We start from the raw sequence: 25,028 nt of genomic DNA on the forward strand, positions 1-25,028 counted from the left end.
GCCCTCATATCAGGCGCATCCTCTACATGGCGTGCCTTTCCATCATAAGGGCCAAGAGCCAGCCACTGGCACGCTTCTACCAGAAACTCAGAGCCGCTGGAAAACCCTTCAAGGTTGCAATTGTGGCCATCATGCGAAAACTCATCGTCATCATCAACGCCATCATCAAAACCGACACACCATGGAGATTAGAACACCAAATCTGATCAACACCCAAACACAGTTGCTCACCATGAGGGAGAGTGAGGAGGCAACGATAATCGCCAACTTTGCGTATCACAAAGATTGCAGAATAAGGCTCCCCTCATCCTGAGCCTGTCGAAGGGCCTCATGGTGAGCTTGTCGAACCACGAACCACCTACTGCTTGCCACCTACCGCCAACAGACAATCAGCCGACCTTGCCATGTGCAACAGTACCGGCAGTCAGAATTCGCAAAACGCGAATCGCTTCTTCACCATCGGTCAGCGGCTCGCTGCGGGTATTGATGCTGTCGATGAAATTCTGGCATTCGCGCGTCAGTGGCATGCCCTGCGCAATTTTCACATATGTGGGCTCTTCCGTTGTCGATGCCCACTGGCCGTTGTCCTGCCAGATCGAATGCTTGTAAACCGCAAGCTTCTTGTCCCACTGTTCCATGTCATCAAAGACAGCCATGGCCTTGGTTCCGACAACCGTAAGGCGGCGCTCGCGATAGGGATTGAGGCGCGAGGCAAAAAGGTGCCCGCGAATATTGTTGGGAAAGCGCATATGCAGATGTGCGAAATCGCTCAAGTGATCGAGCACCGCAGCGCCCTCGCCGCGCACTTCCAGCGGCTCCGTGCCGGTGATCGCCAGAATCATCGACAGGTCATGCGGAGCCAGATCCCACAGCGCATCATTTTCCGTGTGGAACTTTCCAAGCCCCAGACGATGGGAATGGATATAGCGCACATCACCGAGATCACCGGCCTTGATCAGTTCAAGAAGCTTTTCAAACGCCGGGTGAAAGCGCAGCACATGGCCAACCATGAAAATGCGACCATTATCACGCGCGGCTTGCACAGCAGCCACGGCATCAGGAACGGTCAGAGCAATCGGCTTTTCGACAAGCACATCCTTGCCATTGGTAACGGCACGAATCGCGGCAGCGGCATGGAACTGCGGCGGCAGGGCCATAACGATGGCATCAACGTCGGGATGGGTGAAAAGATCCTCGACTTCAATATGCAGAACATTCTGCTCCGCGGCGAAGCCGGCGGCGCGATCAGTGTTCTGGTCGGAGACCGCAAACAGCGCCCCGAGACTCTTCAATGTCCGGATATGATTGCTGCCCCAATAGCCGCAACCCAGCACTGCAATCCGTGGAGCCATCTTTTCAGCCTTTTTCATCACGGCATCCAATATCCGCAGGAAGAAACGAACACAAGTCTTGGATAAGGAGAAGATTGCTTGACAGGTCGTTGCTCCCCACATATATCCGCCCCGTCCCTGTCAATTGACAGCGCGTCCCCCGGTCCTCATTTGCAGGCTAACCGTTCACGGGTCGCATGACATATGGGGCGAAGTAGCTCAGTAGGTTAGAGCAGAGGAATCATAATCCTTGTGTCGGGGGTTCGAATCCCTCCTTCGCTACCATTTCCTTCCCAAAGAAGGCGGTTTTCAGATCAGATTGTTGCAAATTGTAGCTGAAACCGCGATTCTGATTTTTTGCAGCATTTTTACAGCCTTATGTCTTCCCGGCCTCCCACTCGGTCCGAAGAATAGCCATCACAAGCTCATCCCTGTAGATTCCGCCAAAATACGCACTTCCCCGCGCAATCCCCTCGGGTATGAAGCCTGCGGCTATATAAGCACGGCGTGCGCGTATGTTCTCCGGAAAAACTCCGAGCCAAACGCGATGGGCATCAGTTTCAATGAAAATACGGTCTAGAACGGATTGCAGAAATCGTCTGCCATACCCTTGTCCCGGTTTTAGCATTGCGATGCGCTTTATCAGTGAAACCCGATCCGGTGAGGACCAATCCCGTACGATAGCAAATCCGACAATTTCGTCCGCGTCTTTGGCAATGAAATATCTGTGTTTTTCGTCGGCAAGAGCAAGTCTATGCCGCTCTTCGTCCCATCGGCCGACAACAGCGTCGTATCCATCAAGACGTTCAGCCCTCAAAATCACAGGCAAATCCGACTCGGTCGCTCTAACCACTTGAATATCAGCCATCTTCTGTATCCGCCAGTAATCGCATCGACATCGATGACCGCAGGGCGTTTGGCAACCAACCCATCAGCGCAGTCATGTTACCCCGAAATTTGAAACTTGTGGTTGGTGGACAACCCTTCTGATTATCTTCACAAATCAAACATTAAACAAGCGTTGCCGGCGTTGGCTTGCAGCAATTCATATTTGATTTTTAAAGCTGTTTTCGGGTCTGAGAATGAAATGTTATTTGATCAATATGGATCGCTCGACCGAACGGTTGGCGAGAATGGAAAAACTATTTACAGAACTGGGAATAGCGTTTGAGCGGGTCGCAGCAGTTGACGGTCGTTTGATCACGGATGCTGAGATGGCCGAATTAGTGTGGCAGCGACCGGACGAACCTGCCATGACACGTTCAGAAGTTGGGTGTTATCTCAGCCACAGAAAATGCTTCGAGTTGATAGCCGAAGGCGAGACAGACTACGCGGCAATTTTCGAAGACGATGCAACACTGTCCCCTGCTATCGCAGACTGGCTCCAGAATTCAGCGTGGCTTCCAACGGACGCGGATATCATCAAACTGGAAACAACCGGCTGCAAGGTTCTGACTGACAAACCAATTCATCGTTCATCAGATGGACGTGTAGTCGCTCGCCTCTTGAGCACCCATAACTGCACCGCTGGATATATCATATCGAAACGATGTGCGACGCGCCTCTGGCACGAGACAGCCTATGTCACCACGGGAATTGATGAACTGCTTTTCAATCCTGACTATGGGCTTTTTGCCGAACTGATCGTCTATCAAATCAGTCCCGCCCTGTGCAAACAGGCAATGATCCAATCTACAATTGATCGATATGAAGTGCCCCGGGCAAGACCATTTGCAAGAATAATGCGAGAAGGAATAAGGCCGTTCAGGCAAGCAGCTGAACAAATGTGGCGAGCGTGGATTAAAATGCGTTATACCCAGTCCTGGAACCGCGTACCATTTGTCTGATCATTCCATAAATCAGCTATACGGAAGCTGACAATCTTTATTATTCAGCGTTTTAACAATTAGAACTCTACGAATAAATACTGTCTATCTGGTTTTACCGAATATCTATTTCGTTTTCCGTATATTACGCCAATGATCAACTATATATACTTCCGCCTCCGATGAGTTTTCTCATGTAAACGGATTTTTCTGAATTATCAGAATCAGAAAACGGGGGGACTGAAGATGTTACGGGCAATTATACAAATCTGCACAGCTACCATCATCGCGTTACTCTTTCTGACAACAGCATCAAATGCGCAGGCAACGAGGACCTGGGTGTCGGGCGTTGGTGACGATGCCAATCCTTGCAGCCGGACGGCGCCCTGCAAGACGTTTGCCGGGGCAATCTCGAAAACTGCGATCAGCGGCGAAATCAACATTATTGATCCGGGTGGCTTTGGCGCAGTCACCATTACCAAATCAATCAGCATCGTCGGCGAAGGCGGGACCGCTGGTATTCTGGCAGCTGGCACCAACGGCATCATTGTTAATGTAGCGGCGGCGGACAGGGTCGTTCTGGATGGGCTTGATATTGAAGGAGCTGGCACGGGTCAGAACGGCATTCGCATGGTTGGCGCAGGGACATTGCTGATCCGCAACTCTTCCATCAGGAACTTTCGCAGTGGCACAGGCTTCGGCGTTGATGTTCAAGCGGCCACGTCAACACGCGTGGTTATCGATAATACGTTGATTTTCGGGAATACCGGAGGAATCAATATCAAAGCTCTGGCTGGCAATAATGTTGTCATCCTGCAACGCAGTACAGTGGAATCCAATAATGTGTTTGCAGGGAAAGTTGACGGTGCGAGTTCGCTGATTTTGAACGGAACGACGTTAACCGGAAATGCCACCAGCCTCAGTATTGTCAATGGCGGCGCGGTCATCTCCTATGGGAATAATGTGATCCGTGGCGTCGGCTTGCCGACACAGACGGTTCCTTTACAGTGATATCAAACTCCTGCGGCGACCCCATTGCCGCAGGAATCACTCGGCATTGGTTCAGCATCGGTATTTTGCATCGGGAACAACGACCAGCTTGCCGACAAAACCTTTTGCCATGAAGTCGCTTTGGGCCCGGTGGAATTCCGAGAGTGGATAGACGCCGCCAACCAGCGGTTTCAGCTTGCCTTCCTCAATATACCTGATGATACGGCGAAAATCACCGCGCGTGCCCTGCGATGATCCGTGCAACTGCAATTGCTTCAGATACATGGTTCGAAGGTCAAGCTGCACCACAGGTCCGGCAATTGCACCGGCGGTGGTGTAGCGGCCTTCCGGGCGCAGGATTCGTAAAAGATCATTGAACATCCGCCCGCCAACAAGATCGGCAACGACATCGATGGGTTTGCCGCCAAGAACATGCTCCACCGCGCTGATGAGACCGACTTCCCCGCGGGTGATGACGGCCTCGGCACCAATATCGAGCAAGGCCTGCTCCTTGCCAGCACCGACAATCGCATAGGGAATGGCCCCGCGCGCCCGTGCCAGCTGGACTATGCCGGAACCCACGCCGCCCGAAGCGCCCGTCACCAGAACTCTCTCCCCGGACTTCAGTCCGGCACGTTCAAGCATCTGTTCACCGGTCAGATAGGCACAGCAAAACGTTGCCAGCTCGATATCGCTCATATCCGTGTTCACCACATGGGCATTCTCGGCTGGCACCGCTACATATTCAGCATATCCGCCATCGCGGCCATGCCCGATATAGTCGATATCGGCAAGGCTATCGTCATCGCGGTTGTAAATGGAGAAATCCACCATCACCCGTTCGCCGAGACGGCTGTCGGATACGCCTGCCCCGACTGCCGCGATATGGCCAACAATATCCGTTCCCTGAATACGCGGGAACGTCAGCGTCGGCTCCTGTCGCCGCCAGGTGGAAACCGCATTCACATCATCTTCTGTGCCGTAAGCGCCCTGGCGCACCCACACATCCGTATTGTTCATCCCGCAGGCGGAGATTTCGATCAGGACTTCCCCGGCTGCCGGTTGTGCAACCGGCACATCGGTCCGGTAAACAAGCTTGTTGAGATCACCGTGGCCTGTCAGCAGGACGGCTGACATCGTGCGAGAAACCATATCCATGCTCCTGCACTCAAAGTGTCTTTGCAACGGCGTCTACGGCGGCAGCCGCTGCCTTCACAATGATATCAGCTTCATCTTTTGTCAGGCACAGCGGCGGTGCAAAGCCAAGAATATCGCCCTGTGGCATCGCTCGCCCGATTACGCCGCGTTCCGCCAGCGCAGCCGATATTTGCGGACCGACCTTCTGCGAGGAATCGAAGAATACCCGGTCGTCACGATCCTTGACGAATTCAACCGCCGCCAGCATGCCGTCACCGCGCACGTCTCCAACGATTGGATGGCTTCCCAGCGCATCCGCAAGCGCTTTGCGGAAATAGGCTCCGGTTTCACCTGCATTGGTTACAAGATCAAGCTTATCAATGAGTTCCAGATTGGCAACGCCCGCGGCGGCACAGATCGGATGGGCCGAATAGGTCCAGCCGTGACCGAGCGAGCCGAGCTTATCCGAGCCTTCTACCAGGACCTGCCAGACTTTATTGCCGACGATAACACCTGATAGCGGCGCATAGGCGGAAGTCAGCCCCTTAGCGATGGTGATCAGATCCGGCTTGATGCCATAATGGTCAGAGCCAAACATCGTGCCCAGACGGCCAAAGCCCGTCACAACCTCATCGGCCACCAGCAGCACATCATACTTATCGAGAACGGTCTGTATTTTCGCCCAGTAACCCGCTGGCGGCGGCACGATACCGCCAGTGCCAAGAATCGGCTCGCCAATGAAAGCCGCCACGGTCTCCGGCCCTTCGGCCAAGATCATTTCCTCCAGCTTGTCCGCACAATGCTGGGAAAACTGCTCTTCGCTCATGGAGCGGTCTTCCCTGCGGAAGTAATACGGCGCTTCCGTATGGAGAATTGGCGCACGCGGCAGATCGAAGGCATTGTGGAAGAGGTCGAGACCGGTCAGGCTTCCCGTCATGACACCTGAGCCATGATAGCCGCGCCAGCGGGAAATGATCTTCTTCTTTTCCGGCCGTCCGAGCACATTGTTGTAGTACCAGATCAGCTTGATATTGGTCTCGTTCGCATCGGACCCCGAAAGGCCGAAATAGACGCGGCTCATCCCCTCGGGTGCCCGGTCGATGATCATCTTGGCCAGCGTAATCGACACCTCCGTACCATGACCGACATAGGCATGATAATAGGCAAGCTCTTTGGCCTGTTCGGCAATCGCGTCGGCAATTTCCTGCCGCCCATAGCCAACATTGACGCAATAGAGCCCGGCAAATGCGTCGAGACTCTTTTTGCCGTTCACATCGAAAATATGCACGCCTTCGCCGCCCTTGATCACCCGCGTCGGGCTTTCGCCGCGCGCATGGGTGCCCATATGGGTCGACGGATGGAAAAAGTAATCGCGATCCCAGGCGTTCAGTTCGTTTGAACGGTCCAACATGTCCATTGCTCCTGCTTTTTGCTTCAGCCCGCTTCGAGGCAGAGATATTTGAGTTCGGTGAAAGCTTCGATGCCGTGGCGCGATCCTTCCCGCCCGAGGCCGGATTGCTTGACGCCGCCAAAGGGGATGGGCGCACCGGTGATCTTCACCCGGTTGATCGCGATCATGCCATATTCAAGCGCGCGGCCCATGCGCAGCATGCGCTGACCATCACGAGTGACGACATAGGCGACAAGGCCATATTCCGTGTCGTTCGCCCGGCGGATGACATCATCCTCGTCATCAAACACGGTAATAGCGGCAACGGGTCCAAAGGTCTCTTCCCGCATGATCAGCGCATCATCGGGCACATCAACCAGCAGCGTGGGCTGATAGAACAACGGCCCGGGCCCCTGACGTTTGCCACCCGTAACGCACCGCGCACCGCGACCGAGCGCGTCCTGCACCTGCTCTTCAACCTTCTGCACGGCGCGTTCATGCATCAATGGCCCAATTTCCGCGCCTTGCGTCAGCCCGGATGCCACTTTCAACGCGGCAATCTTGCGGGCAAAGGCTTCGACAAAAACGTCGTAGATCGGCCGCTCCACATAGATGCGATTGGCCGCCAGACAATCCTGACCTGACGTTGCGAACTTGGCGCCGATGGCAATATCCACGGCGCGGTCGATGTCACTGTCAGCAAAGATGATCAGGGGCGCATGACCACCCAGCTCCATGATGAGGTTTTTCATCGTCGGCGCACATTGCGCAGCAATCAGGCGTCCGATTTCTGTCGAACCGGTAAAACTCAACGCCCGCACACGCGGATCAGCGCAGAGCGCCCCGACAATAGGCGCTGCCTTGCCAGTAATGATGTTGAAAACACCTGATGGTATCCCTGCCCGCTCTGCCAGTTCCGCAAGCGCAAGGGCAGAAAGCGGCGTCTCAGATGATGGGTGCGCAACAATCGTGCAACCAGCTGCAAGTGCCGCCGCCGCTTTGCGTGTCAGCATGGCCGATGGAAAGTTCCATGGCGTGACAATGCCGACAACGCCAACAGCTTCACGGCTCACCATCATCTGGGCACCGGGCAAATGGCTGGTAACACTTTCCGCGTTGAGCCGTTTGCCTTCCTCCGCATAGAATTCGATGAAGGACGCGGCATATTCGATCTCGCCGCGCGATTCATCCAGCGGCTTGCCCTGCTCAAGCGTCATGATCAGCGCCAGATCATCCTTGGCGGCAAGGATCAGTTCGTACCATTTACGCAAAATTGCGGCGCGCTGTTGCGGCAGAAGTGAGCGCCAAGGACCGAATGCACGCGACGCGGCATCTATGGCCAGAGCTGTCTCTTCCGCACCGAGGGTCGCAACCCAGGCCACTGGCATTCCCGAGGCCGGATCGCGCACCTCGAATGTTTGCCCGCCTCTACCGGCAGTCCAGTGCCCATCCACATAGGCAAGGTCGCGCAACATCCTGCGATCCTGCAGATGGTCAAGTCCATCGTGGCGTTCGGGTCGTGCAAAATGGGCGGACATCGGGCTCTCCCTTGAAATACCCGGTAACGCTCGCCGATCCCGGCAGGAGAGAGTGACTGTATTTTATGATCTGGAGAGAGAGATTGTCCGAATTACTGCGCCGATTTGGAGAGATGGACTGCGGGGTTCAGTCTTGCGACTGGATCAGGGCATGCACGGGGAGTGCCGTTTCCTCTTTCACCGTCTTGGTGATGATGTAGGAAAAATAGCGGTCAATGCCGAGTTCGCGCTGCAACAGATCGTCAATCAGACGTTGATAGGCATCAATGTCCCGCGCGACAATTTTCAGGATGTAATCGACCCCGCCGCCAACCGACCAGCATGAGATTACCTCGGGCAAAAACTTGATCGCTCGCTCGAACCGCTCGAAATCCGTCTGCTTGTGCGATCCGAGTGTGACCTCCACGAGAATGCTGGCAACCGGGGCCACCAGCCGCAGGGCCAGACGCGCATGGTAACCGGTGATAACTCCCGCTTTTTCCAGCCTGCGAAGCCGTATCCAGCATGGCGTTGGTGAAATACCCGCCCGCTCAGCAAGCGCGAGTTTGGTGATCCGCCCATCCTGTTGGATGGCGTCGAGAATACGGATATCGATTGCGTCAAGTCTTGGTGCGCCCATCACTGTTCCAGTTCAAAGAGTGGATAGATCATGGCCTTGTGTTTTTCTCATTGTCAATTGACCTGATTTCAATCAATCTCAAATCATGACATTATGGCGACCCGATATCCGTTCACTAACCCGCCCTGCTTACCTCTCTCTGGCGGACCAGATTGCGCGCGCTGTGGGTGACGGCACGCTGGAAGCGGGCGCACGTCTGCCGACGCACCGGAAGATGGCCGAAGACCTGAAACTGTCGGTACAGACTGTCAGCCGGGCCTATGAGGAACTCATCCGCCGAGGCTTGCTGTCAGGTGAAACCGGGCGCGGCAGTTTCGTCAAGGCGCAGCGGCGCGAGATCGACCAACCCTATTTGCCGGAGCGCCTCGGCGAAGTGATCGATCTGTCGATCCTCAAACCGGTCTGCGAGAAAATGCATCATGAGCGGCTGAAGAAAGCGCTCGGCTGGCTTTCCGAGACATTGCCCGCAAGTTCTGCCCTGTCCTTCCGTCCGAACGTCGTCTTTCCGCGCCACCGCGCTACGGCTGTCAAATGGCTGCGTGAGTGCGGCCTTGATGTTCCCGCCTCGAATATCAGCATCACCAATGGCGCTACAGCTGCGATGACCGTCGCCATCATGAGCGTTGCGCCAGTCGGGTCGACCATTGCAACCGAGGCCACCGGGCATCACACCCTTGTTCCGCTCGCCTCCTATCTGGGTCTGACCCTCAAAGGCATTGCCATTGATGATCAGGGGATTATCCCCGAAGCACTTGATGCCGCGTGTAAAGAATCCAGCATTCGTGCGCTGTTTGTGCAACCCGCTGCCATCAATCCGTGCGCAACGGTGATGGGCTCCATCCGCCGCGCACAGATTGTCGAAGTCGCCCGCAAGCGCGATATCGCCATCGTTGAAAGCGACATTCTTGGCCCCCTCGTCGAGGACCGCCCGCCACCCATTGCAGCACTGGCACCAGAGCGAACCCTCTATTTCACCAGCTTCACCAAAACAGTCGTACCGGGCTTGCGTATTGGCTATCTTGCAGCGCCCGACCGTTACGTCGCTGCCGTTGCCAACCGGCATCTTGTCTCCAACTGGATGGCAACGCCCATGGTGGCGGAGATCGCCACCCGCTGGGTCGAAGACGGCACGGCTATGGAATTGGTGCAGTGGCAGCGGGAGGCGCTGCGGCGCAGACACGAAATCGCATCGCAGGTGCTTGCGGGCACATTCTTTCGCTCCCACCCGCAAAGCCTGCATATCTGGTTGCCATTGACCGACGGGCGAACGGAAGAAACCTTCGTTGCGCAGGCACGATTGCAAAATGTCGCCATTGCTCCCGGTGCGTCGTTCCGCATTTCGCAGGAAGACTGGAAGCCCGCCGTGCGCATATCGCTCGGCTCGACCACCGAAGCGGAATTGCTGCGCGGCCTGACCGTGGTGGGAAGTCTGCTGCAGGGCGACCCCGAGCACCTGCTGCTCGCGATTTAGCCACAACGCGCAATTTCATGGCAATAAAACTTATATTGTCATGATTTAATTTTTACAATTGACATGATTTGATAAGTCTCTCATCGTTTAGGGCATAGCCGGTCTCAACCAGAGGGAGAGACGCATGCCGCCAATCAAAGAGACCAGAACGAAAGCAGCGGGCCAGCCGCCGATCATCGAGATCGACGGCATCAGCAAGAGCTTCGGCGCGTTCAAAGTTCTTGATCAGTTGTCATTCAATGTGGCGCCGGGCGAGAAGCTCGCACTCATTGGTCCGTCCGGCTCCGGCAAGACCACAATCCTGCGCATTCTCATGACACTGGAAGGCATTGATAGCGGCGACATCCGGATTTCTGGCGAACATCTCTATCAAATGCCGGGAAATGGCGGCCTTCGACCAGCCGACGAGAACCATCTGCACAAAATGCGTGCGCAGATCGGCATGGTGTTCCAGCTGTTCAACCTGTTTCCGCATAAATGCGTTCTCGACAACGTGACGCTTGCGCCGATGCTCACAAAAAACACGCCGCGCAAGCAGGCCGAAGAACAGGCCATGCAATTGCTTGAAATGGTGGGCCTCGCCGACAAGGCCAAGTCGATGCCATCCCAATTATCAGGCGGCCAGAAGCAACGTGTCGCCATTGCCCGTGCCTTGGCATTGCAACCCAAGATCATGCTTTTTGACGAGGTAACATCCGCGCTCGATCCGGAATTGGTGGAAGAGGTGCTGAACGTCCTTTGGCGCCTGTCCGAAGAGACCGACATGACCATGTTGCTCGTCACGCACGAGATGGGTTTTGCCCATGAGTTTGCTGACCGGGTCCTGTTCTTTGATCGAGGCAAGATCGTTGAGGACGGCAAGCCCGAAGAAATCTTCCGCAATCCCAAACAGGAACGCACACAGACATTCCTGAAAAAGATCATCGCTGCCGGTCACAGGGTCTGATCGCAGCACCTGCACACCTTAAAACACAAGAAAACTGAGGAGTTGGGAACATGTTGAATTTGAAAACAATCAGTGCATCGATTGGAGCGATGGCACTCACCGCGCTGGCGCTTTCCACGCCTGTCAAGGCAGACGAAGCCCTCGACAAACTGAAAGCGCAGGGCTTTGCCCGCATCGCCATCGCCAATGAACCGCCTTTTACCGCTGTCAAACCAGATGGCACCGTTTCCGGTGCAGGACCTGATGTTGCGCGCGCCGTATTCAAGAAGCTTGGTGTTGCCGATGTCGTCGCATCGATTTCCGAATATGGCGCGATGATTCCGGGTCTTCAGGCCGGGCGGCATGATGTGGTGACCGCCGGACTTTTCATGAAGCCGGAGCGCTGCCGCGCCGTTGCCTATTCCGAGCCGATCCTGTGCGATGCCGAAGCGTTTCTGGTGAAGAAGGGCAATCCCAAGGGCTTCAAGAGCTACAAGGATATTGCGGTCGACGCAAAAGCAACCATCGGCGCTCCCGGTGGCGGCACGGAAGAGCGACTGGCGCTGGAAGCCGGCGTGCCCCGTGACCGCGTCATCGTCGTTCCAGATGGCCAGAGCGGTATCAAAATGCTGCAGGATGGACGTATTGATGTTTATTCCCTGCCGGTTCTCTCGATCAATGATCTGGTCAAAAAGGCCAACGACCCAAGCGTTGAAGTTTTCGCGCCCGTGGTGAATGCGCCTGTCTATTGTGATGGCGCCGCCTTCCGCAAGGATCAGACCGCCCTGCGCGACGAATTCGACAAGGTGCTCGCCGAAATGAAGGCTTCAGGCGAATTTACCAAGATTGTCGAGCCTTATGGCTTCTCGGCCAAGGCAGCCATGTCGACCACGCGCGACAAGCTTTGCGCTGGCTGACAAAAGCCCAGTCACAGTCACTCCTGTCCTGAAACAGGAGTGACCAATCATTTTCGCCAAGAACGAGAGCATGACCGATGGGCCAGTGGGCCGGATATTTACAGCTGATTCTGGAAGGGGCGCTTGTGACAATCAAGCTGACCCTGCTGGGGTCCGTGCTTGCGCTGATCATGGCTTTTGTTGCTGGCCTTGGCAGGATATCGCGATTTTGGGCCGTTCGCGCGCTGGCCACGGCCTATATCGAATTCTTTCGCGGCACATCCATCTTCGTCCAGCTCTTCTGGGCTTATTTCGTCCTGCCACTGTTCGGCTTTTCACTGACACCGCTGCAGGCTGGCGTTCTGGCGCTGGGTCTCAATGTCGGGGCCTATGGCGCCGAAGTCGTGCGCGGGGCAATCAAATCCATCGGCAAGGAACAGTACGAGGCCTGTATCGCGTTGAACTTCAACCGGTGGCAGAGCCTGCGCCATATCATACTGCCGCAGGCTTTCGTGCTGATGCTGCCAACCTTCGGCAACAACGCGATAGAGCTGTTGAAAGCCTCCGCCGTCGTCTCGCTGATTTCCCTTTCGGATATGACCTTTCAGGCGCAGGTTGTGCGCGCCCAGACGGGCAGCACACTTATGCCGTTCCTGACCATTCTCGTTCTCTATTTCCTCATGTCATCGGTCATTTCGTACTCAATCCGTGGTTTGGAACGCTATCTGACACGCGGTCTTGATGGTGTGAGGTCGTAAGATGGAATGGGATTGGGCCTTTGTTGTTGAAATCCTACCGACCCTCATCGAGGGCGTGAAGATCACCATTCTGGCAACCCTTCTGGGTTCCGTTCTTGCTGCGATCCTTGGCCTTGGCCTCGCGATCCTGCGGCGCTCAAAAAACACCCTCGTGTCGAAGCCGGTGGGTTTTCTCGCCGACTTCATTCGCGGCACACCATTGCTGGTGCAGCTTTATTTCATCTTCTATGTCCTGCCCGATGCGGGCATCACTCTTTCGCCGCTTGTGGCCGGTGTGATCGGCCTTGGCCTGCACTACGGCACATACACGGCAGAGGTCTATCGTGGCGGCATCGACAATGTCGCGCGCGGCCAGTGGGAAGCCGCCCGCGCCTGTAATCTCTCGGCGTTCCAGACATGGACACGGATCATTCTTCCGCAGGCATTGCCACCAATGATCCCGGCGCTCGCCAACTACTTCATCGCCATGTTCAAGGAAACGCCGCTGCTGTCGGCCATCACCGTGCTTGAGCTGATGAATCAGGCGCGCAGCATCGCCAATTACAACTACCGCTACATTGAACCGATTACTCTGGTGGGCGCTTTCTTCCTGGTGATCAGTCTTGTGTCCGTCATTGCCCTGCGCTGGCTCGAACGCCGCTATGGCAAGATTGAGGAGAGGTAAAATGGGTATTCCGATCAAGGTCACCCAAACCATGACACCGCTTGGCTTTGATGACCGCCCCATTGCCAAGCGCGTTGGTCTCGTGATCCTCGCCACCGACCATACGACCGAGCCGGATTTCCAGCGGATGGTCGCGAGCGACAGCATCGGTCTCTACACAGCCCGCATTCCCTACGCCAACCCGACAACGCCGGAAAATCTGCGCCTGATGCAGCCGGAGCTAACCATCGGTGCCGGGCTGATCCTGCCCGACGAAGATCTCGACGCGATCTGCTATTCCTGCACATCCGCCTCGGTGGTTATTGGCGACGATGAGATTGAAGCGGCAATCAGAACGGCCAAGCCCGGCGTGCCAGTCATTACCCCGCCACTTGCGGCAGTTCGCGGTCTGCATGCCTTCGGTGCCCGGCGCATCAGCGTTCTTACACCCTATACCGTCGAAACAAGCACACCGATGCTCGCCTATTTTGCGGCCAAAGGTTTTGATATCGCTCGTTTCACCTGTTTCGGCCTTGAAGACGACCGGGAGATGGCCCGGATCACCCCTGCATCGCTCGTGGCTGCTGCAACGGAAGCAATGGCCGCCGATTGCGATGCTCTGTTCATATCCTGCACCGCATTGCGCGCCGCAATCGCCGCGCCGCAGATCGAGGCAGCCATTGGCAAACCCGTTATCACCAGCAATCTTGCCACGGCATGGGCAACGTTGCGTCTGTGTGGCGAGGATCAGCCGCGACCGGAATTGGGTCAGTTGATGACCGGGCCCATGGCCGCCTGGTAGAACAATATGGCCGGAACATTTGTCACCCTGACCGAAATCGAGGCCGCACGCGCAGTGGTTGCGCCGCATATTTTGCGCACTCCTATGGTTTCCTCGTCAAGCCTGACTGAGAAAACAGGTATGCCTGTTCATCTCAAACTCGAACACCGGCAGATCACGGGGGCATTCAAGCTGCGCGGCGCGCTCAACGCCTTGAGCAGACTGTCGCCAGATGAAAGGCAGCGCGGCGTTGTCACCGCATCAACAGGCAATCATGGCCGCGCCCTCGCCTATGCTGCGGGGCTGCAGGGTGTTCGCTCAATCATCTGCATGTCGAACCTCGTACCCGGCAACAAGCTGGATGAAATCCGCCGGCTTGGGGCGGAAATCCGCATTGTCGGCCAATCGCAGGACGAGGCCCAGCAAGAGGTGGAAAAGATCGTCGCGCAGGATGGTCTGATCATGGTTCCACCCTTTGATAGCCCTGCCATTGTCGCGGGTCAGGGGACGATCGGGCTCGAAATCATCGAAGACGTGCCAGACGTTGAAACCGTTCTCGTCCCGCTTTCCGGCGGCGGGCTCATTTCCGGAATTGCAGCTGCGGTCAAAGCCTTGAAGCCAAAGACAAGGGTCCTCGGCGTTTCAATGCAGAACGGTGCGGCCATGGCCGCCAGTCTGAAGGCGGGATATCCGATAAGGGTTGCCGAACATGCCAGTCTGGCAGACTCGCTCGGCGGCGGCATCGGTCTCGACAATCATGTGACGTTTCACATGGTGCGTGATCTGGTCGATGAAATTGTCCTGCTTACCGAAGATGAAATCGCTGCAGGTATCGTCCACGCCTACACACACGAGCGGGAGATTATCGAAGGCGCTGCCGCCGTCGGAATCGGAGCGCTGCTCGCGGGCAAGATCAAGCTGCAGGGGCCGGTGGTCGCACTGCTTTCCGGTCGCAATATCGACATGGATCAGTATCGCCGCGTTATTGCCAAACAGGGAGCGTGCCATGCCCCGCATGACCATTCTGACTGAAGCTGATCTGCGCCGCATCATTTCTCTCGACCTTGATGCGGTCGCATGTGTCGAAGCTGCTTTCGAGGCGCTCGCGACCAAGGCTGTCGCCATGCCGCCGATCCTGCGGCTGGACATTCCTGAACATCGCGGCGAAGTCGATGTCAAAACCGCCTATGTCCCCGGTATTGATGCCTTCGCGATCAAGATCAGCCCCGGTTTCTTCAACAATCCGCAGATCGGCCTTCCCAGCGTCAATGGCATGATGGTGCTGTTCTCCAGCAAAACGGGGCTGGTGGAGGCTCTGCTGCTCGACAATGGATATCTCACCGACGTCCGTACAGCGGCGGCCGGGGGCGTGGCGGCGAAATATCTCGCCCGTAAGGACGCAAGCGTGGCGACGATTTTCGGTGCGGGTGTTCAGGCACAGTTGCAATTGAAGGCGCTGACACTGGTGCGCCCCATTGGCGAGGTGCGTTTATGGGCGCGCGATCTGCACAAGGCTGAAGCAACCGCCGAGCGTATGCGGGCAGAGCTTGGCATTGAAATACAGGTTGAAAGCGATCCGGCAAAGGCTGTGGCGGGAAGCCATATTATCGTCACGACAACCCCATCCGAGGAGCCGTTGCTGCGGGCCGAATGGCTGGAACCCGGTCAGCATGTGACTGCGATGGGGTCTGATGCCGAACAAAAGAACGAACTCGATCCGGCCATTATCCGTTTCGCCGATCTCTACGTTGCCGACAGCCTGAAACAGACACGGCGGCTGGGCGAATTGCACCATGCCATAGCAGCCGGGCTGATCCCGGAAGATCAGGCCTTTCCGGAACTCGGTGCCATCATCGCAGGCACCAGTCCCGGTCGCCAGTCAGACCATGCGATCACGATTGCCGATCTGACCGGAACAGGCGTTCAGGACACCGCCATTGCCACGCTTGCCCGCGACCGCGCCAAAGATGCAGGCGCCGGAACAGCGTTTGAAAGTTGATATTCGAAAGTGAGGAAACAGATATGACCGAGCCCAATCTGAAGTTCAGCCGCGAGGAATTCGCGCAAAGGCTGGCAAAAACCCGCAAGGCGATGGAAAAGAAGGGCATCGATGTTCTCATCTGCAGTGATCCATCCAATATGGCGTGGCTCACGGGCTATGATGGCTGGTCGTTCTACGTGCATCAGGCGGTGATTGTGCCACCTGAGGGCGAACCCATCTGGTATGGTCGCGGTCAGGATGCCAACGGCGCCAAGCGCACCGCCTATCTCAAGCACGACAATATTGTCGGCTATCCCGATCATTATGTTCAGTCCACCGAGCGCCATCCGATGGATTTTCTGTCGAAGCTGCTGGAAGAACGCGGCTGGGGTAAAAAAACAATCGGCGTCGAAATGGACAATTACTGGTTCTCGGCAGCCGCCTTTGCGTCCCTGCAAAAGCATCTGCCCAATGCCCGTTTTGTCGATGGCACAGCGCTCGTCAACTGGCAGCGCGCCGTCAAGAGCAGGACAGAGCTAGATTATATGCGCAAGGCCGCACGTATCGTTGAACTCATGCATCAGCGCATTGTCGACAAGGTCGAAGTCGGGATGCGCAAATGCGATCTCGTTGCGGAGATTTATGACGCAGGGATTCGCGGCACGAACGAATTTGGTGGCGATTATCCCGCCATCGTTCCGCTGCTTCCCTCCGGCGCCGATGCATCTGCCCCGCATCTGACGTGGGATGACCAGCCCATGAAAAGCGGTGAAGGCACATTCTTCGAAATCGCCGGCTGCTTTAACCGTTACCACGTTCCCCTGTCCCGCACGGTTTTTCTCGGCAAACCAACTCAGGAATTTCTGGATGCGGAGAAGGCAACGCTTGAAGGAATGGAAGCGGGGCTTGCCGCCGCCAAACCCGGCAATACCTGCGAAGACATCGCCAACGCGTTTTTCGGCGTCCTGAAAAAGTATGGCATCGTCAAGGACAACCGCACCGGCTACCCCATCGGCATTTCCTATCCGCCGGATTGGGGCGAACGCACCATGAGCCTGCGCCCCGGTGATAAAACAGTGCTGGAACCCGGCATGACGTTCCATTTCATGACCGGCCTCTGGCTCGAAACCATGGGCCTTGAGATCACCGAAAGCATCCTGATCACCGACACAGGCGTTGAATGCCTTGCCAATGTGCCCCGGCAGCTCTTTGTGAAGAATTGACATCCATGACATCAGCCAATCTTCTCCCGCCATCGCCCATCACGCCGACTGTGGATTTCGACAAGGACGGTGTGCAGCATGGTTTCCTGCGCCTGCCCCATAGCAGGGATGATTCCGCATGGGGTTCGGTCATGATCCCCATTGCGGTCATCCGCAACGGCGATGGTCCAACCGCCCTTTTGACGGGCGGGAACCATGGCGACGAGTATGAGGGCCCGGTCGCGCTATTTGATCTCGCCCGCACGCTCGACTCCAAAGACGTCAATGGCACTCTGATCATCGTCCCGGCGATGAACTATCCGGCCTTTCGCGCCGGGACGCGCACATCACCCATCGACAAGGGCAATATGAACCGCAGCTTTCCGGGACGGCCCGACGGAACGGTCACGCAGAAGATCGCTGATTATTTCACACGGGAACTGCTGCCCCGTGCCAATGTGGTTCTGGATTTTCATTCGGGTGGCAAGACGCTTGATTTTCTACCCTTCGCCGCCGCCCACATACTCGCTGACAAGGCTCAGGAAGCGCGCGGGTTCGATGCCGTCAAAGCTTTCTCGGCTCCATGGTCCATGCGCATGCTGGAGATCGATGCGGTCGGCATGTACGACACGACAGTCGAAGAACTGGGCAAGACGTTCGTGACAACGGAACTTGGCGGCGGTGGTAGTGCCAGCGCCGAAACGATCCGTATTGCCAAGCGGGGCGTGTCTAACTTTCTCCGCCACACGGGCATTCTACACGGCAAGGTCGAACAGCACGAAACGCGCTGGATCGACATGCCTTCCGGTGAATGCTTCTCGTTTGCTGAGGATGCCGGCATGATCGAAACCATGGTCGATCTGGGGGATTCCGTCGAAGCGGGGCAAATCATCGCCCGAATCTATCCCGTTGGCCGAACTGGTACAGCACCGGCGGAGATCAAAGCCAAGCTTTCAGGCATTCTTGCCGCCCGTCATTTTCCGGGTCTGGTCAATGCGGGGGATTGTGTGGCCGTGGTCGCTGTTCCCGAATAGCAATCAGGAGGCAACTTTCAGTATCTTCCTTACCGCTGCGGCCTGATCAGGCATATCCAGAACCAGCCTCCCGAATTCACGGGTGGCCGGGGTCTGTTCTTCGTCACTCCAGATGAGAGTGAAAACCGCTTTGGGCAATGGCGGCAAACCGTATTGACCATCTAAGATCTTCATTCCGGGCTCCACATCATCAACCGTCATGACGGTCATGGCGAGCCCGGAGAGAACGGCTGCACTCATCCCCTTCATGCTCGCCGATGTGAAAACCACGTGCCAGTCAATGGACGTGCGGTCGAGGGCTTCGACCCCGACCTTGCGGTTGAGACATGGTGCCGGAATAAACGCCAACGGCAAAGGCGCGCCCGGTTTGATTTCGAAAGTATCCGCCGCCACCCAAACGAACCGGGTTTCTTTCAAGACCTTGCCATTCGCGGCCTCTGGCAATGTCAGCACCACCGCAAGATCAAGATCACAAGCCTTGACCATCATACCGAGATCCATACTCATGCTGACATTCACATCCAGCTGAACAGCAGGATAAGCACGGGCGAACTGACACAGAAGCGTCGGCAGCCGGTCGCCGATGAAATTTTCAGGAACGCCAAAACGCACAACGCCCGAAACCGGTGACGCCTGAAAACGGCGGTTCAACGCATCGAGCGATAACAGAATCTGCTCGGCGCAACGGAAAAAGTCCGAACCATCCTCAGTCAGCGTCACGCTGCGCGTCGTCCGGTAAAGCAACGGACGTCCCACCTGCTCTTCCAGCCGCCGGATTTGATGGCTGACAGCAGATTGTGTCAGATTGAGCCGCCGCGCAGCACGGGTAAAGCTCCCGGCTTCTTTGACGGCAACAAACGCGCGCAGGAGTGTAGGTTCGAAGTCCATCCTGTCAGATTAATGATTTCTGCTAATTTGTTCTAGTAAATTAAATCATTTCTATCATGAACGGGACTGCCTTAAACTGAGTCTCATTATCCGCCTCGGCGGACGCCTGTACAACCACCTATCGTGCAGGCGCATTCTTCGATCTGACTTGGCCCAAAGCTCTCCGGCACTGCGTGTTCCGGCGTGGGTGGAGGCTGTTGCCAAGCCCAACTTGGAAAGAACCATTGATGAGTCTCTCCCCCTCCCGCAAGAACATGGTGGCGCTGGCCGCCATATGTCTGTCGTCCCTGATGTTCGGCCTCGAAATTTCCAGCGTACCGGTGATTCTGCCGACGCTGGAAAAGGTTATGCATGGCACGCTGAAAGACATGCAATGGATCATGAATGCCTACACCATTGCCTGCACCACGGTTCTGATGGCCGTTGGAACCTTAGCCGATCGGTATGGGCGCAAGCGTATCTACGTGATCAGCCTTGTCCTGTTTGCCATTACGTCTTTCATTTGCGGTCTGGCTCAGGACGCGCCCATTCTGATCGTCAGCCGGTTTCTGCAAGGCGTCGCTGGCGGTGCAATGCTGATCTGTCAGATCGCCATTCTCTCCCACCAGTTTCAGGCAGGACACGAGCGCAGCAAGGCCTTCGGCATATGGGGCATTGTCTTTGGCATCGGCCTCGGATTTGGACCAATCATCGGCGGCATCATTGTTGCCCTGACGAGCTGGGAATGGGTATTCCTCGTTCATGTACCGCTCACTGTCCTGACACTGGTTCTGGTTTTGAGCAGTGTCGAGGAATCCAGCGATCCGGAAGCCAAGAAACTGGACATTCTGGGGATCGCCACACTGTCGCTCGCAGTTTTCGGGCTGACCTATTTCATTACGCAGGGCCCCGATCTCGGCTTTACCAGCCCCGCAGCCCTTGCCATCATCGGGGCGTCGGTCGCTAGCTTCATCGTGTTCCTGTTCGCCGAAAAACTCAGCCCGCATCCGATGTTCGACTTCTCGGTATTCAGAATTCGCAACTTCTCCGGGGCGATCCTTGGCTCTATCGGTATGAATTTCAGCTTCTGGCCGTTGATGATCTATCTGCCGATCTACTTCCAGAGCGGACTTGGCTATGACATCGTTTCGGCGGGTCTGGCATTGCTGGCCTATACGCTTCCCACCTTGGTCATCCCGCCATTGGCGGAGCGTCTGTCGCTGCGTTATCGCCCCGGTATCATCATTCCGGCAGGTCTGTTTGCGATTGGCCTCGGCTTCATGCTGATGTGGTTTGGTAGCGGCGTCGAACATGCGAGCTGGCTGACCATGCTTCCCGGTTGCCTGCTCGCCGGAATGGGTCTCGGTTTGACCAACACGCCTGTCACCAACACTACAACGGGCTCGGTTTCCAGCGCACGCGCCGGAATGGCCTCCGGCATCGATATGAGCGCCCGGTTGATCACTCTGGCGATCAACATCGCCCTGATGGGTTTCATTCTGCTGGAAGGTACCCTGTCCTATCTCAGGGGTGTATTTGACGGATCGTTCGATCCGTCCCGCTTGCGGCTGCTTGCCGAGAAAATCGCTGCCGGAAACTTTGCAGGTCTTCAGCAGAGTTTCCCGGAACTCGCCACGCTCGACGCCTCCGGAACGATCGTCCATACGGCGCTGATTCACGGCTTCGGCAATATCATGCTGTATGGCGGCATAGGCGTCTGGGTTCTGGCCGTGATCAGCTTCATTATCTTCGGCCCCGGCAAACGCCTGAGAGAGGCAGCAGCCTGAAGAAAACGGCGCGGGAAGGCTCGTTCTTCCCGCTCACTATTTACGGAGAATAAGATCGGCAGCCTTTTCGCCGATCATCGCAGATGGAGCCTGTGTATTACCGCTGATCAGGTTTGGCATGATCGATGCGTCCGCTACACGCAAAGCATCAACACCGCGCACCCTGAGCTCCGGATCGACAACGGAAAGTCTGTCTGCGCCCATGCGGCAAGTTCCCACCGGATGGTAGATCGTGTCCGAGTGCTGACGGATCAGCGCAACCAGACCCTCCTCATCTTCCGCGCCGGTGCCATAGAGCGGACGCGTATTCAACGCGGCAAGCGCCGGTGCCGACAGTATCTTTTGCGTCAACCGGGCACCGCGCACCAGCGTTTGCAAATCATCGGGATGCGACAGAAAATTCGGATCAATCAGCGGTGCCTGCGCAATATCCGGGCTGGCAAGGCGCACGCTGCCCCGGCTTTTCGGCCGCAGGACACAGACGTGCAGAGCCAAGCCCGTACCGAGATGCAGCTTGCGATTATGATCATCAACAAACCCGATGCAGAAATGCAGTTGCAAATCTGGCCGCTTCACATCCGGGCTGCTGCGGATAAAGCCGCCAGCCTCAGCCGCATTGGACGTGAGCATCCCTTTTCCCTTGGTAAGATAAGTTGCGAAGGCCCCGGCACCCCGGAGAAGAACCGGAAGTGTCATACCAAACAGACCCGGCGCCTTCGACCACATATTGTGGATATAATCGAGATGATCCTGAAGACTGGCACCCACATCAGGCGCGTCGAAGACGACATCGATACCCAGCTGGCGCAGATGATCGGCAGGACCAATGCCCGACACCATCAGCAATTGCGGTGACCCGAATGCTCCGCCGGAAATGATGATTTCGCGATTGGCATACAAAATTTCTTCGCGATCCGGCAAACCATAGGCAACACCAACGGCACGGCGCCCGTCAAACACGATGCGGCGAACCTGCTGACCCGCCAGCACCTGCAGATTATTCATGGCAGGTGCCTCAAGGTAGGCCCGTCCCGCATTGTAACGAGCGCCGTCTTTCTGGAACACCTGATAGGGGCCGACGCCCTCCTGACTTTCGCCATTGAAATCATCGTTGCGCGGATAGCCCGCCTGCACCGCAGCTTCAACAAATGCAGCTGTTGCCGGACTGTCATTGGACAATTCACTGACACGAAGCGGCCCGCCTGCCCCGTGCCAAGCATCTTCGCCGCGCACATTATCCTCGGAGCGTTTGAAATAGGGCAAAACATCCTGCCAGCCCCAGCCCGTGCAGCCGAGCTCCGCCCAGGCATCGTAATCTTCCGGCTGCCCGCGAACATAGATCATTGCATTGATAAGACTGCTGCCGCCCACCCCACGTCCGCGCGGCTGATATCCGCGCCGTCCGTTCAGTGCTGCTTGCGGTGTGGTCTCATAGCCATAGTTGAACCGGGATTTGAGGGGAACCAGTCCAGCGATGCCGAGCGGTATGTTGGAAAGGAGCGGTGCGCGCCTTGGCCCTGTCTCGAATAGGGCCACATTGCTGTTGCCGGGCGCTCGGGCAAGACGCGATGCGACCGCACAGCCAGCCGGTCCAGCGCCCACGACGATGTAATCGACAACCCTCATGATAACGCCCCTCCCAAGGCTTTGTGCCATCAAGTCATTTCCACGCCGGAAACACAACAACAACAGGCTATCGTGCCATTGATGGCGACCGTCGTCATATTTTCGCTATTCGCCTGAATAATATCTGGACCTCAGTTGTTCATGCGACTTCAGAGGCAATGGAGTTTTCACCAGATGGCAAATCCCGATACCAGCATCACATCGCGACCGCGCATGCACTACGATCATGCGACGATCGCATTCCACTGGCTAACTGCCCTTCTCGTCGTCGGGCTCTTTGCCAGCGCGCAAATCTGGAACCAGCTGGAACGTGGCACCTGGCTGCGCAAGGACCTGCAATCGATCCATATTTCCTTTGGCATATTGCTGGCAGTCACTATCGTCCTGCGCATCGTCTGGAGAATAGCCAATAGGGGCGATCTTCCTCCGGCTACATCGGGGCTTCAGGAAATCGCTGCCAAACTCGTCCACATGGTGCTCTATATCCTGCTCTGCCTACAGGTTGTTCTGGGATTTCTGTTCCGCTGGGCGCAGGGTGAGCCGCTCACATTTTTTGGCCTGTTTTCAATACCGCATTTTTTCACCGTCGATCCGGCAATGCGGTCCACCTTCGGCGAAATGCACAATCTGGTTGCTTGGACGATCATCGTTCTGGCGGGACTGCACGCCGTCGCGGCGCTCATGCATCACTATGTCTTGAAAGACCGCGTTCTTGTCCGGATGCGGCCAGCAGCACGACGCTAGAGCTGATCTCAAACCACTTTATTGCGGTCATCAACAGTTTTGGCCGGAATTAACCTCCCCCTGACCGTCGTGAACCTTTGAAGCCGGCGCACATTCCGGCACTCTAGGCTCACCATGATTGTTGATGGCGCTGAAGCGTGATCAGAACAACCCGTTTGGCAGACCGTGAGGGCGTGTCCTGCACCAGAGGTTGATGATCCCGCGACCTAAACCGGAGACCGCGTTCGCACCCGTGCGGACAGGCAAGGCATAACGGCATCGGGCAGCGTCTTCTGGATCATACATGCATCTATGAGGGGAGCGTATGCATCAGATGAATCTCAAGACATTGTTTTTGACCATAGTGGTCGCTGGGGCCGCAACGTCTGCCCATGCGGGCGGGTTTTCCCGCGGAACTGCCGATACCGAAATCCTTTATGAGGACGGCAATTTCAACATGCGATCCAGCGTAACGTTCGTGCGCCCCAGTCAGAAATATTCCAAGAACGGCAACCCGGATCTGGTCGGTACCGATCCTTATGACACCTATGTCATCCCGTCCTTTGCAACCAAGTTCAAACTGACCGACAGTGTCAGCTGTGCCGGCACCTACACGCAGCCCTATGGCGGCAGCAAGAAATATGATGCGCCGACCTATGACGGCAAGCTGACGGAAAAATTCCACATCGATGAATTTGGCGCGACCTGCGCCGTCAAATTCTCCGTAGGCAAGGGCAATTTCTATCTTCTCGGCGGCATGTTCCTCGAACAGCTCGACTATGAGCGCGAGGATTTCGGTGGCATCAATCTCAATCTCACAGGACAGGACACCGGCTATCGCCTTGGCGTTGCCTATGACATTCCTGACATTGCCTTCCGCGCCCAGCTGAAGTACCGCTCGGCAACATCCTATGGTGCCGATGGCACATTGTCTGTCCCCGGTGAATTGGTAGGTGTTCCCCTGCCCAAGGTGGATTTTGCCGCCAAGGGCTATGGCAACTTGCCCCAAAATGTTGAGCTTGATCTACAAAGCGGTATAGCGCCAGGCTGGTTGGCCTTTGCATCGGTCCAATGGATGGACTGGAGTGTGACCAAGACACTCATCGTGCGTTCTGATATTTCCGAGACCATCGACCAATATAACTGGCGCGATGGATGGACGATTACAGGAGGTATCGCGCACGAATTCACCAAGGATCTTGCAGGCAGTGTCAGCCTGAGCTGGGATCAGGCTGTTGCCACCGGCTGGGACGTGACAGGCGAGACGTGGACACTTGCGGTCGGCGGCGCGTGGAAAGACAAGCGAGGCGGCGAACTGCGTGGCGGCATTGGCGTGACCTACATGGCCGCAGTCGAGGAAACCAAATATGGCTTCAACAATTCGGCACTTGATGCCGGTTGGGCCGTATCCGGAAATCTTGGCTACGCGATTAAGTGGTAGGCTATCTGTATAGCCTCACCCCAAGCTGGGCTGGCAAACCTGAAACCAGCTGTCATGATCAT

General features: G+C 56.3%; 23 protein-coding genes, 1 tRNA gene and 1 pseudogene. 17 read left to right on the plus strand and 8 right to left on the minus strand.

The features are described 5' to 3' along the window. Positions 1 to 206 (plus strand): annotated as a pseudogene (locus AB4Y96_RS17560) (IS110 family transposase); the annotation flags it as partial. Positions 207 to 389: 183 nt separating this feature from the next. Here AB4Y96_RS17560 and AB4Y96_RS17565 read toward each other — a convergent pair. Then, positions 390 to 1,352 carry a Gfo/Idh/MocA family protein gene (locus AB4Y96_RS17565; protein ID WP_091878530.1) on the minus strand — a complete coding sequence of 321 codons (963 nt, stop codon included), beginning with the start codon at positions 1,350 to 1,352 and terminating at the stop codon, positions 390 to 392. Positions 1,353 to 1,539: 187 nt separating this feature from the next. Between AB4Y96_RS17565 and AB4Y96_RS17570 the strand changes: the two genes are divergently transcribed. After that, positions 1,540 to 1,616 (plus strand) — tRNA-Met (locus AB4Y96_RS17570). Positions 1,617 to 1,707: 91 nt separating this feature from the next. Here AB4Y96_RS17570 and AB4Y96_RS17575 read toward each other — a convergent pair. After that, the gene (locus AB4Y96_RS17575; RefSeq protein WP_441918745.1) at positions 1,708 to 2,199 is read right to left on the minus strand and encodes a GNAT family N-acetyltransferase; all 492 of its coding nucleotides are present in this window, start codon (positions 2,197 to 2,199) and stop codon (positions 1,708 to 1,710) included. 214 nt (positions 2,200 to 2,413) lie between these two features. Here AB4Y96_RS17575 and AB4Y96_RS17580 point away from each other — a divergent pair, with 214 nt between their 5' ends. After that, positions 2,414 to 3,178, plus strand: a complete 765-nt coding sequence (locus tag AB4Y96_RS17580; protein WP_441918747.1) for a glycosyltransferase family 25 protein — start codon at positions 2,414 to 2,416, stop codon at positions 3,176 to 3,178. A gap of 225 nt (positions 3,179 to 3,403) precedes the next feature. After that, on the plus strand, positions 3,404 to 4,168 hold the full coding sequence (locus tag AB4Y96_RS17585; RefSeq protein WP_091878082.1) for a hypothetical protein: 765 nt from the start codon (positions 3,404 to 3,406) through the stop codon (positions 4,166 to 4,168). A 51-nt stretch (positions 4,169 to 4,219) separates the two neighbouring features. On the opposite strand, the gene AB4Y96_RS17590 is transcribed toward AB4Y96_RS17585, so the two are convergent. The 4 genes from AB4Y96_RS17590 to AB4Y96_RS17605 all read right to left on the minus strand — a co-directional run bounded on the left by AB4Y96_RS17590 (position 4,220) and on the right by AB4Y96_RS17605 (position 8,831). Further along, positions 4,220 to 5,299, minus strand: a complete 1,080-nt coding sequence (locus AB4Y96_RS17590; RefSeq protein WP_441918749.1) for an alcohol dehydrogenase family protein — start codon at positions 5,297 to 5,299, stop codon at positions 4,220 to 4,222. Positions 5,300 to 5,315: 16 nt separating this feature from the next. Then, positions 5,316 to 6,695: an aspartate aminotransferase family protein gene (locus AB4Y96_RS17595; RefSeq protein ID WP_441918751.1), complete on the minus strand. Its 1,380-nt coding sequence runs from the start codon at positions 6,693 to 6,695 to the stop codon at positions 5,316 to 5,318. A 23-nt stretch (positions 6,696 to 6,718) separates the two neighbouring features. Continuing rightward, positions 6,719 to 8,212: an NAD-dependent succinate-semialdehyde dehydrogenase gene (locus tag AB4Y96_RS17600; protein ID WP_441918753.1), complete on the minus strand. Its 1,494-nt coding sequence runs from the start codon at positions 8,210 to 8,212 to the stop codon at positions 6,719 to 6,721. Between the two features lie 127 nt (positions 8,213 to 8,339). Next, positions 8,340 to 8,831 (minus strand): Lrp/AsnC family transcriptional regulator, encoded by a 492-nt coding sequence (locus AB4Y96_RS17605; protein WP_441918755.1) that lies wholly within the window; start codon positions 8,829 to 8,831, stop codon positions 8,340 to 8,342. Between the two features lie 85 nt (positions 8,832 to 8,916). Here AB4Y96_RS17605 and ehuR point away from each other — a divergent pair, with 85 nt between their 5' ends. The 10 genes from ehuR (at position 8,917) to doeB (ending at position 18,522) form a co-directional block, all read left to right on the plus strand. Beyond that, positions 8,917 to 10,302, plus strand: coding sequence for a MocR-like ectoine utilization transcription factor EhuR (gene ehuR, locus AB4Y96_RS17610; protein WP_441918757.1), 1,386 nt, complete (start codon positions 8,917 to 8,919; stop codon positions 10,300 to 10,302). Between the two features lie 124 nt (positions 10,303 to 10,426). Further along, positions 10,427 to 11,248 (plus strand): ectoine/hydroxyectoine ABC transporter ATP-binding protein EhuA, encoded by an 822-nt coding sequence (gene ehuA / locus AB4Y96_RS17615; protein WP_091878087.1) that lies wholly within the window; start codon positions 10,427 to 10,429, stop codon positions 11,246 to 11,248. A 50-nt stretch (positions 11,249 to 11,298) separates the two neighbouring features. Further along, on the plus strand, positions 11,299 to 12,144 hold the full coding sequence (ehuB, locus tag AB4Y96_RS17620) for an ectoine/hydroxyectoine ABC transporter substrate-binding protein EhuB (protein ID WP_441918760.1): 846 nt from the start codon (positions 11,299 to 11,301) through the stop codon (positions 12,142 to 12,144). Positions 12,145 to 12,221: 77 nt separating this feature from the next. Beyond that, positions 12,222 to 12,881 (plus strand): ectoine/hydroxyectoine ABC transporter permease subunit EhuC, encoded by a 660-nt coding sequence (ehuC, locus tag AB4Y96_RS17625; protein WP_441918762.1) that lies wholly within the window; start codon positions 12,222 to 12,224, stop codon positions 12,879 to 12,881. Position 12,882: 1 nt separating this feature from the next. Next, the gene (gene ehuD, locus AB4Y96_RS17630; protein WP_441918764.1) at positions 12,883 to 13,545 is read left to right on the plus strand and encodes an ectoine/hydroxyectoine ABC transporter permease subunit EhuD; all 663 of its coding nucleotides are present in this window, start codon (positions 12,883 to 12,885) and stop codon (positions 13,543 to 13,545) included. Between the two features lies 1 nt (position 13,546). Continuing rightward, entirely contained in the window at positions 13,547 to 14,326 is a 780-nt protein-coding gene (gene eutA, locus AB4Y96_RS17635; RefSeq protein WP_441918766.1) for an ectoine utilization protein EutA, read from the plus strand. 6 nt (positions 14,327 to 14,332) lie between these two features. Next, complete coding sequence (gene eutB / locus AB4Y96_RS17640; RefSeq protein ID WP_441918768.1) at positions 14,333 to 15,337, plus strand: hydroxyectoine utilization dehydratase EutB; 1,005 nt, start codon at positions 14,333 to 14,335, stop codon at positions 15,335 to 15,337. Beyond that, on the plus strand, positions 15,312 to 16,304 hold the full coding sequence (gene eutC, locus AB4Y96_RS17645; RefSeq protein ID WP_441918770.1) for an ectoine utilization protein EutC: 993 nt from the start codon (positions 15,312 to 15,314) through the stop codon (positions 16,302 to 16,304). The genes eutB and eutC overlap by 26 nt, the downstream gene beginning before the upstream one ends. A 23-nt stretch (positions 16,305 to 16,327) precedes the next feature. Continuing rightward, positions 16,328 to 17,509, plus strand: coding sequence for an ectoine hydrolase DoeA (gene doeA / locus AB4Y96_RS17650; protein ID WP_441918772.1), 1,182 nt, complete (start codon positions 16,328 to 16,330; stop codon positions 17,507 to 17,509). 5 nt (positions 17,510 to 17,514) lie between these two features. Further along, positions 17,515 to 18,522, plus strand: coding sequence for a N(2)-acetyl-L-2,4-diaminobutanoate deacetylase DoeB (gene doeB, locus AB4Y96_RS17655; protein WP_441918774.1), 1,008 nt, complete (start codon positions 17,515 to 17,517; stop codon positions 18,520 to 18,522). 3 nt (positions 18,523 to 18,525) lie between these two features. Here doeB and AB4Y96_RS17660 read toward each other — a convergent pair whose 3' ends face one another. Further along, on the minus strand, positions 18,526 to 19,410 hold the full coding sequence (locus AB4Y96_RS17660; protein WP_441918776.1) for a LysR family transcriptional regulator: 885 nt from the start codon (positions 19,408 to 19,410) through the stop codon (positions 18,526 to 18,528). 227 nt (positions 19,411 to 19,637) lie between these two features. On the opposite strand from AB4Y96_RS17660, the gene AB4Y96_RS17665 reads away from it, so the two are divergent. Further along, positions 19,638 to 21,176 carry an MFS transporter gene (locus AB4Y96_RS17665; RefSeq protein WP_441918778.1) on the plus strand — a complete coding sequence of 513 codons (1,539 nt, stop codon included), beginning with the start codon at positions 19,638 to 19,640 and terminating at the stop codon, positions 21,174 to 21,176. 36 nt (positions 21,177 to 21,212) lie between these two features. Here the strand turns inward: AB4Y96_RS17665 and AB4Y96_RS17670 are convergent, their stop codons facing one another. Then, positions 21,213 to 22,805 (minus strand): GMC family oxidoreductase, encoded by a 1,593-nt coding sequence (locus AB4Y96_RS17670; protein ID WP_441918875.1) that lies wholly within the window; start codon positions 22,803 to 22,805, stop codon positions 21,213 to 21,215. Positions 22,806 to 22,976: 171 nt separating this feature from the next. On the opposite strand from AB4Y96_RS17670, the gene AB4Y96_RS17675 reads away from it, so the two are divergent. After that, positions 22,977 to 23,546 carry a cytochrome b gene (locus AB4Y96_RS17675; RefSeq protein WP_091878098.1) on the plus strand — a complete coding sequence of 190 codons (570 nt, stop codon included), beginning with the start codon at positions 22,977 to 22,979 and terminating at the stop codon, positions 23,544 to 23,546. Positions 23,547 to 23,850: 304 nt separating this feature from the next. Continuing rightward, positions 23,851 to 24,966, plus strand: a complete 1,116-nt coding sequence (locus AB4Y96_RS17680) for an OmpP1/FadL family transporter (protein ID WP_244518154.1) — start codon at positions 23,851 to 23,853, stop codon at positions 24,964 to 24,966. Positions 24,967 to 25,028 lie beyond the last annotated feature (62 nt).

Source organism: Phyllobacterium sp. TAF24, assembly GCF_052113785.1.
GTDB lineage: Bacteria > Pseudomonadota > Alphaproteobacteria > Rhizobiales > Rhizobiaceae > Phyllobacterium.

What these genes read in the sequence shown, in the direction of transcription:
- AB4Y96_RS17565 (WP_091878530.1), bottom strand. Translation starts at nt 1,352, where the DNA reads ATGGCTCCACGGATTGCAGTGCTGGGTTGCGGCTATTGGGGCAGCAAT.
- AB4Y96_RS17575 (WP_441918745.1), bottom strand. Translation starts at nt 2,199, where the DNA reads ATGGCTGATATTCAAGTGGTTAGAGCGACCGAGTCGGATTTGCCTGTG.
- AB4Y96_RS17580 (WP_441918747.1), top strand. Translation starts at nt 2,414, where the DNA reads ATGAAATGTTATTTGATCAATATGGATCGCTCGACCGAACGGTTGGCG.
- AB4Y96_RS17585 (WP_091878082.1), top strand. Translation starts at nt 3,404, where the DNA reads ATGTTACGGGCAATTATACAAATCTGCACAGCTACCATCATCGCGTTA.
- AB4Y96_RS17590 (WP_441918749.1), bottom strand. Translation starts at nt 5,299, where the DNA reads ATGGTTTCTCGCACGATGTCAGCCGTCCTGCTGACAGGCCACGGTGAT.
- AB4Y96_RS17595 (WP_441918751.1), bottom strand. Translation starts at nt 6,695, where the DNA reads ATGTTGGACCGTTCAAACGAACTGAACGCCTGGGATCGCGATTACTTT.
- AB4Y96_RS17600 (WP_441918753.1), bottom strand. Translation starts at nt 8,212, where the DNA reads ATGTCCGCCCATTTTGCACGACCCGAACGCCACGATGGACTTGACCAT.
- AB4Y96_RS17605 (WP_441918755.1), bottom strand. Translation starts at nt 8,831, where the DNA reads ATGGGCGCACCAAGACTTGACGCAATCGATATCCGTATTCTCGACGCC.
- ehuR (WP_441918757.1), top strand. Translation starts at nt 8,917, where the DNA reads ATGACATTATGGCGACCCGATATCCGTTCACTAACCCGCCCTGCTTAC.
- ehuA (WP_091878087.1), top strand. Translation starts at nt 10,427, where the DNA reads ATGCCGCCAATCAAAGAGACCAGAACGAAAGCAGCGGGCCAGCCGCCG.
- ehuB (WP_441918760.1), top strand. Translation starts at nt 11,299, where the DNA reads ATGTTGAATTTGAAAACAATCAGTGCATCGATTGGAGCGATGGCACTC.
- ehuC (WP_441918762.1), top strand. Translation starts at nt 12,222, where the DNA reads ATGGGCCAGTGGGCCGGATATTTACAGCTGATTCTGGAAGGGGCGCTT.
- ehuD (WP_441918764.1), top strand. Translation starts at nt 12,883, where the DNA reads ATGGAATGGGATTGGGCCTTTGTTGTTGAAATCCTACCGACCCTCATC.
- eutA (WP_441918766.1), top strand. Translation starts at nt 13,547, where the DNA reads ATGGGTATTCCGATCAAGGTCACCCAAACCATGACACCGCTTGGCTTT.
- eutB (WP_441918768.1), top strand. Translation starts at nt 14,333, where the DNA reads ATGGCCGGAACATTTGTCACCCTGACCGAAATCGAGGCCGCACGCGCA.
- eutC (WP_441918770.1), top strand. Translation starts at nt 15,312, where the DNA reads ATGCCCCGCATGACCATTCTGACTGAAGCTGATCTGCGCCGCATCATT.
- doeA (WP_441918772.1), top strand. Translation starts at nt 16,328, where the DNA reads ATGACCGAGCCCAATCTGAAGTTCAGCCGCGAGGAATTCGCGCAAAGG.
- doeB (WP_441918774.1), top strand. Translation starts at nt 17,515, where the DNA reads ATGACATCAGCCAATCTTCTCCCGCCATCGCCCATCACGCCGACTGTG.
- AB4Y96_RS17660 (WP_441918776.1), bottom strand. Translation starts at nt 19,410, where the DNA reads ATGGACTTCGAACCTACACTCCTGCGCGCGTTTGTTGCCGTCAAAGAA.
- AB4Y96_RS17665 (WP_441918778.1), top strand. Translation starts at nt 19,638, where the DNA reads ATGAGTCTCTCCCCCTCCCGCAAGAACATGGTGGCGCTGGCCGCCATA.
- AB4Y96_RS17675 (WP_091878098.1), top strand. Translation starts at nt 22,977, where the DNA reads ATGGCAAATCCCGATACCAGCATCACATCGCGACCGCGCATGCACTAC.
- AB4Y96_RS17680 (WP_244518154.1), top strand. Translation starts at nt 23,851, where the DNA reads ATGCATCAGATGAATCTCAAGACATTGTTTTTGACCATAGTGGTCGCT.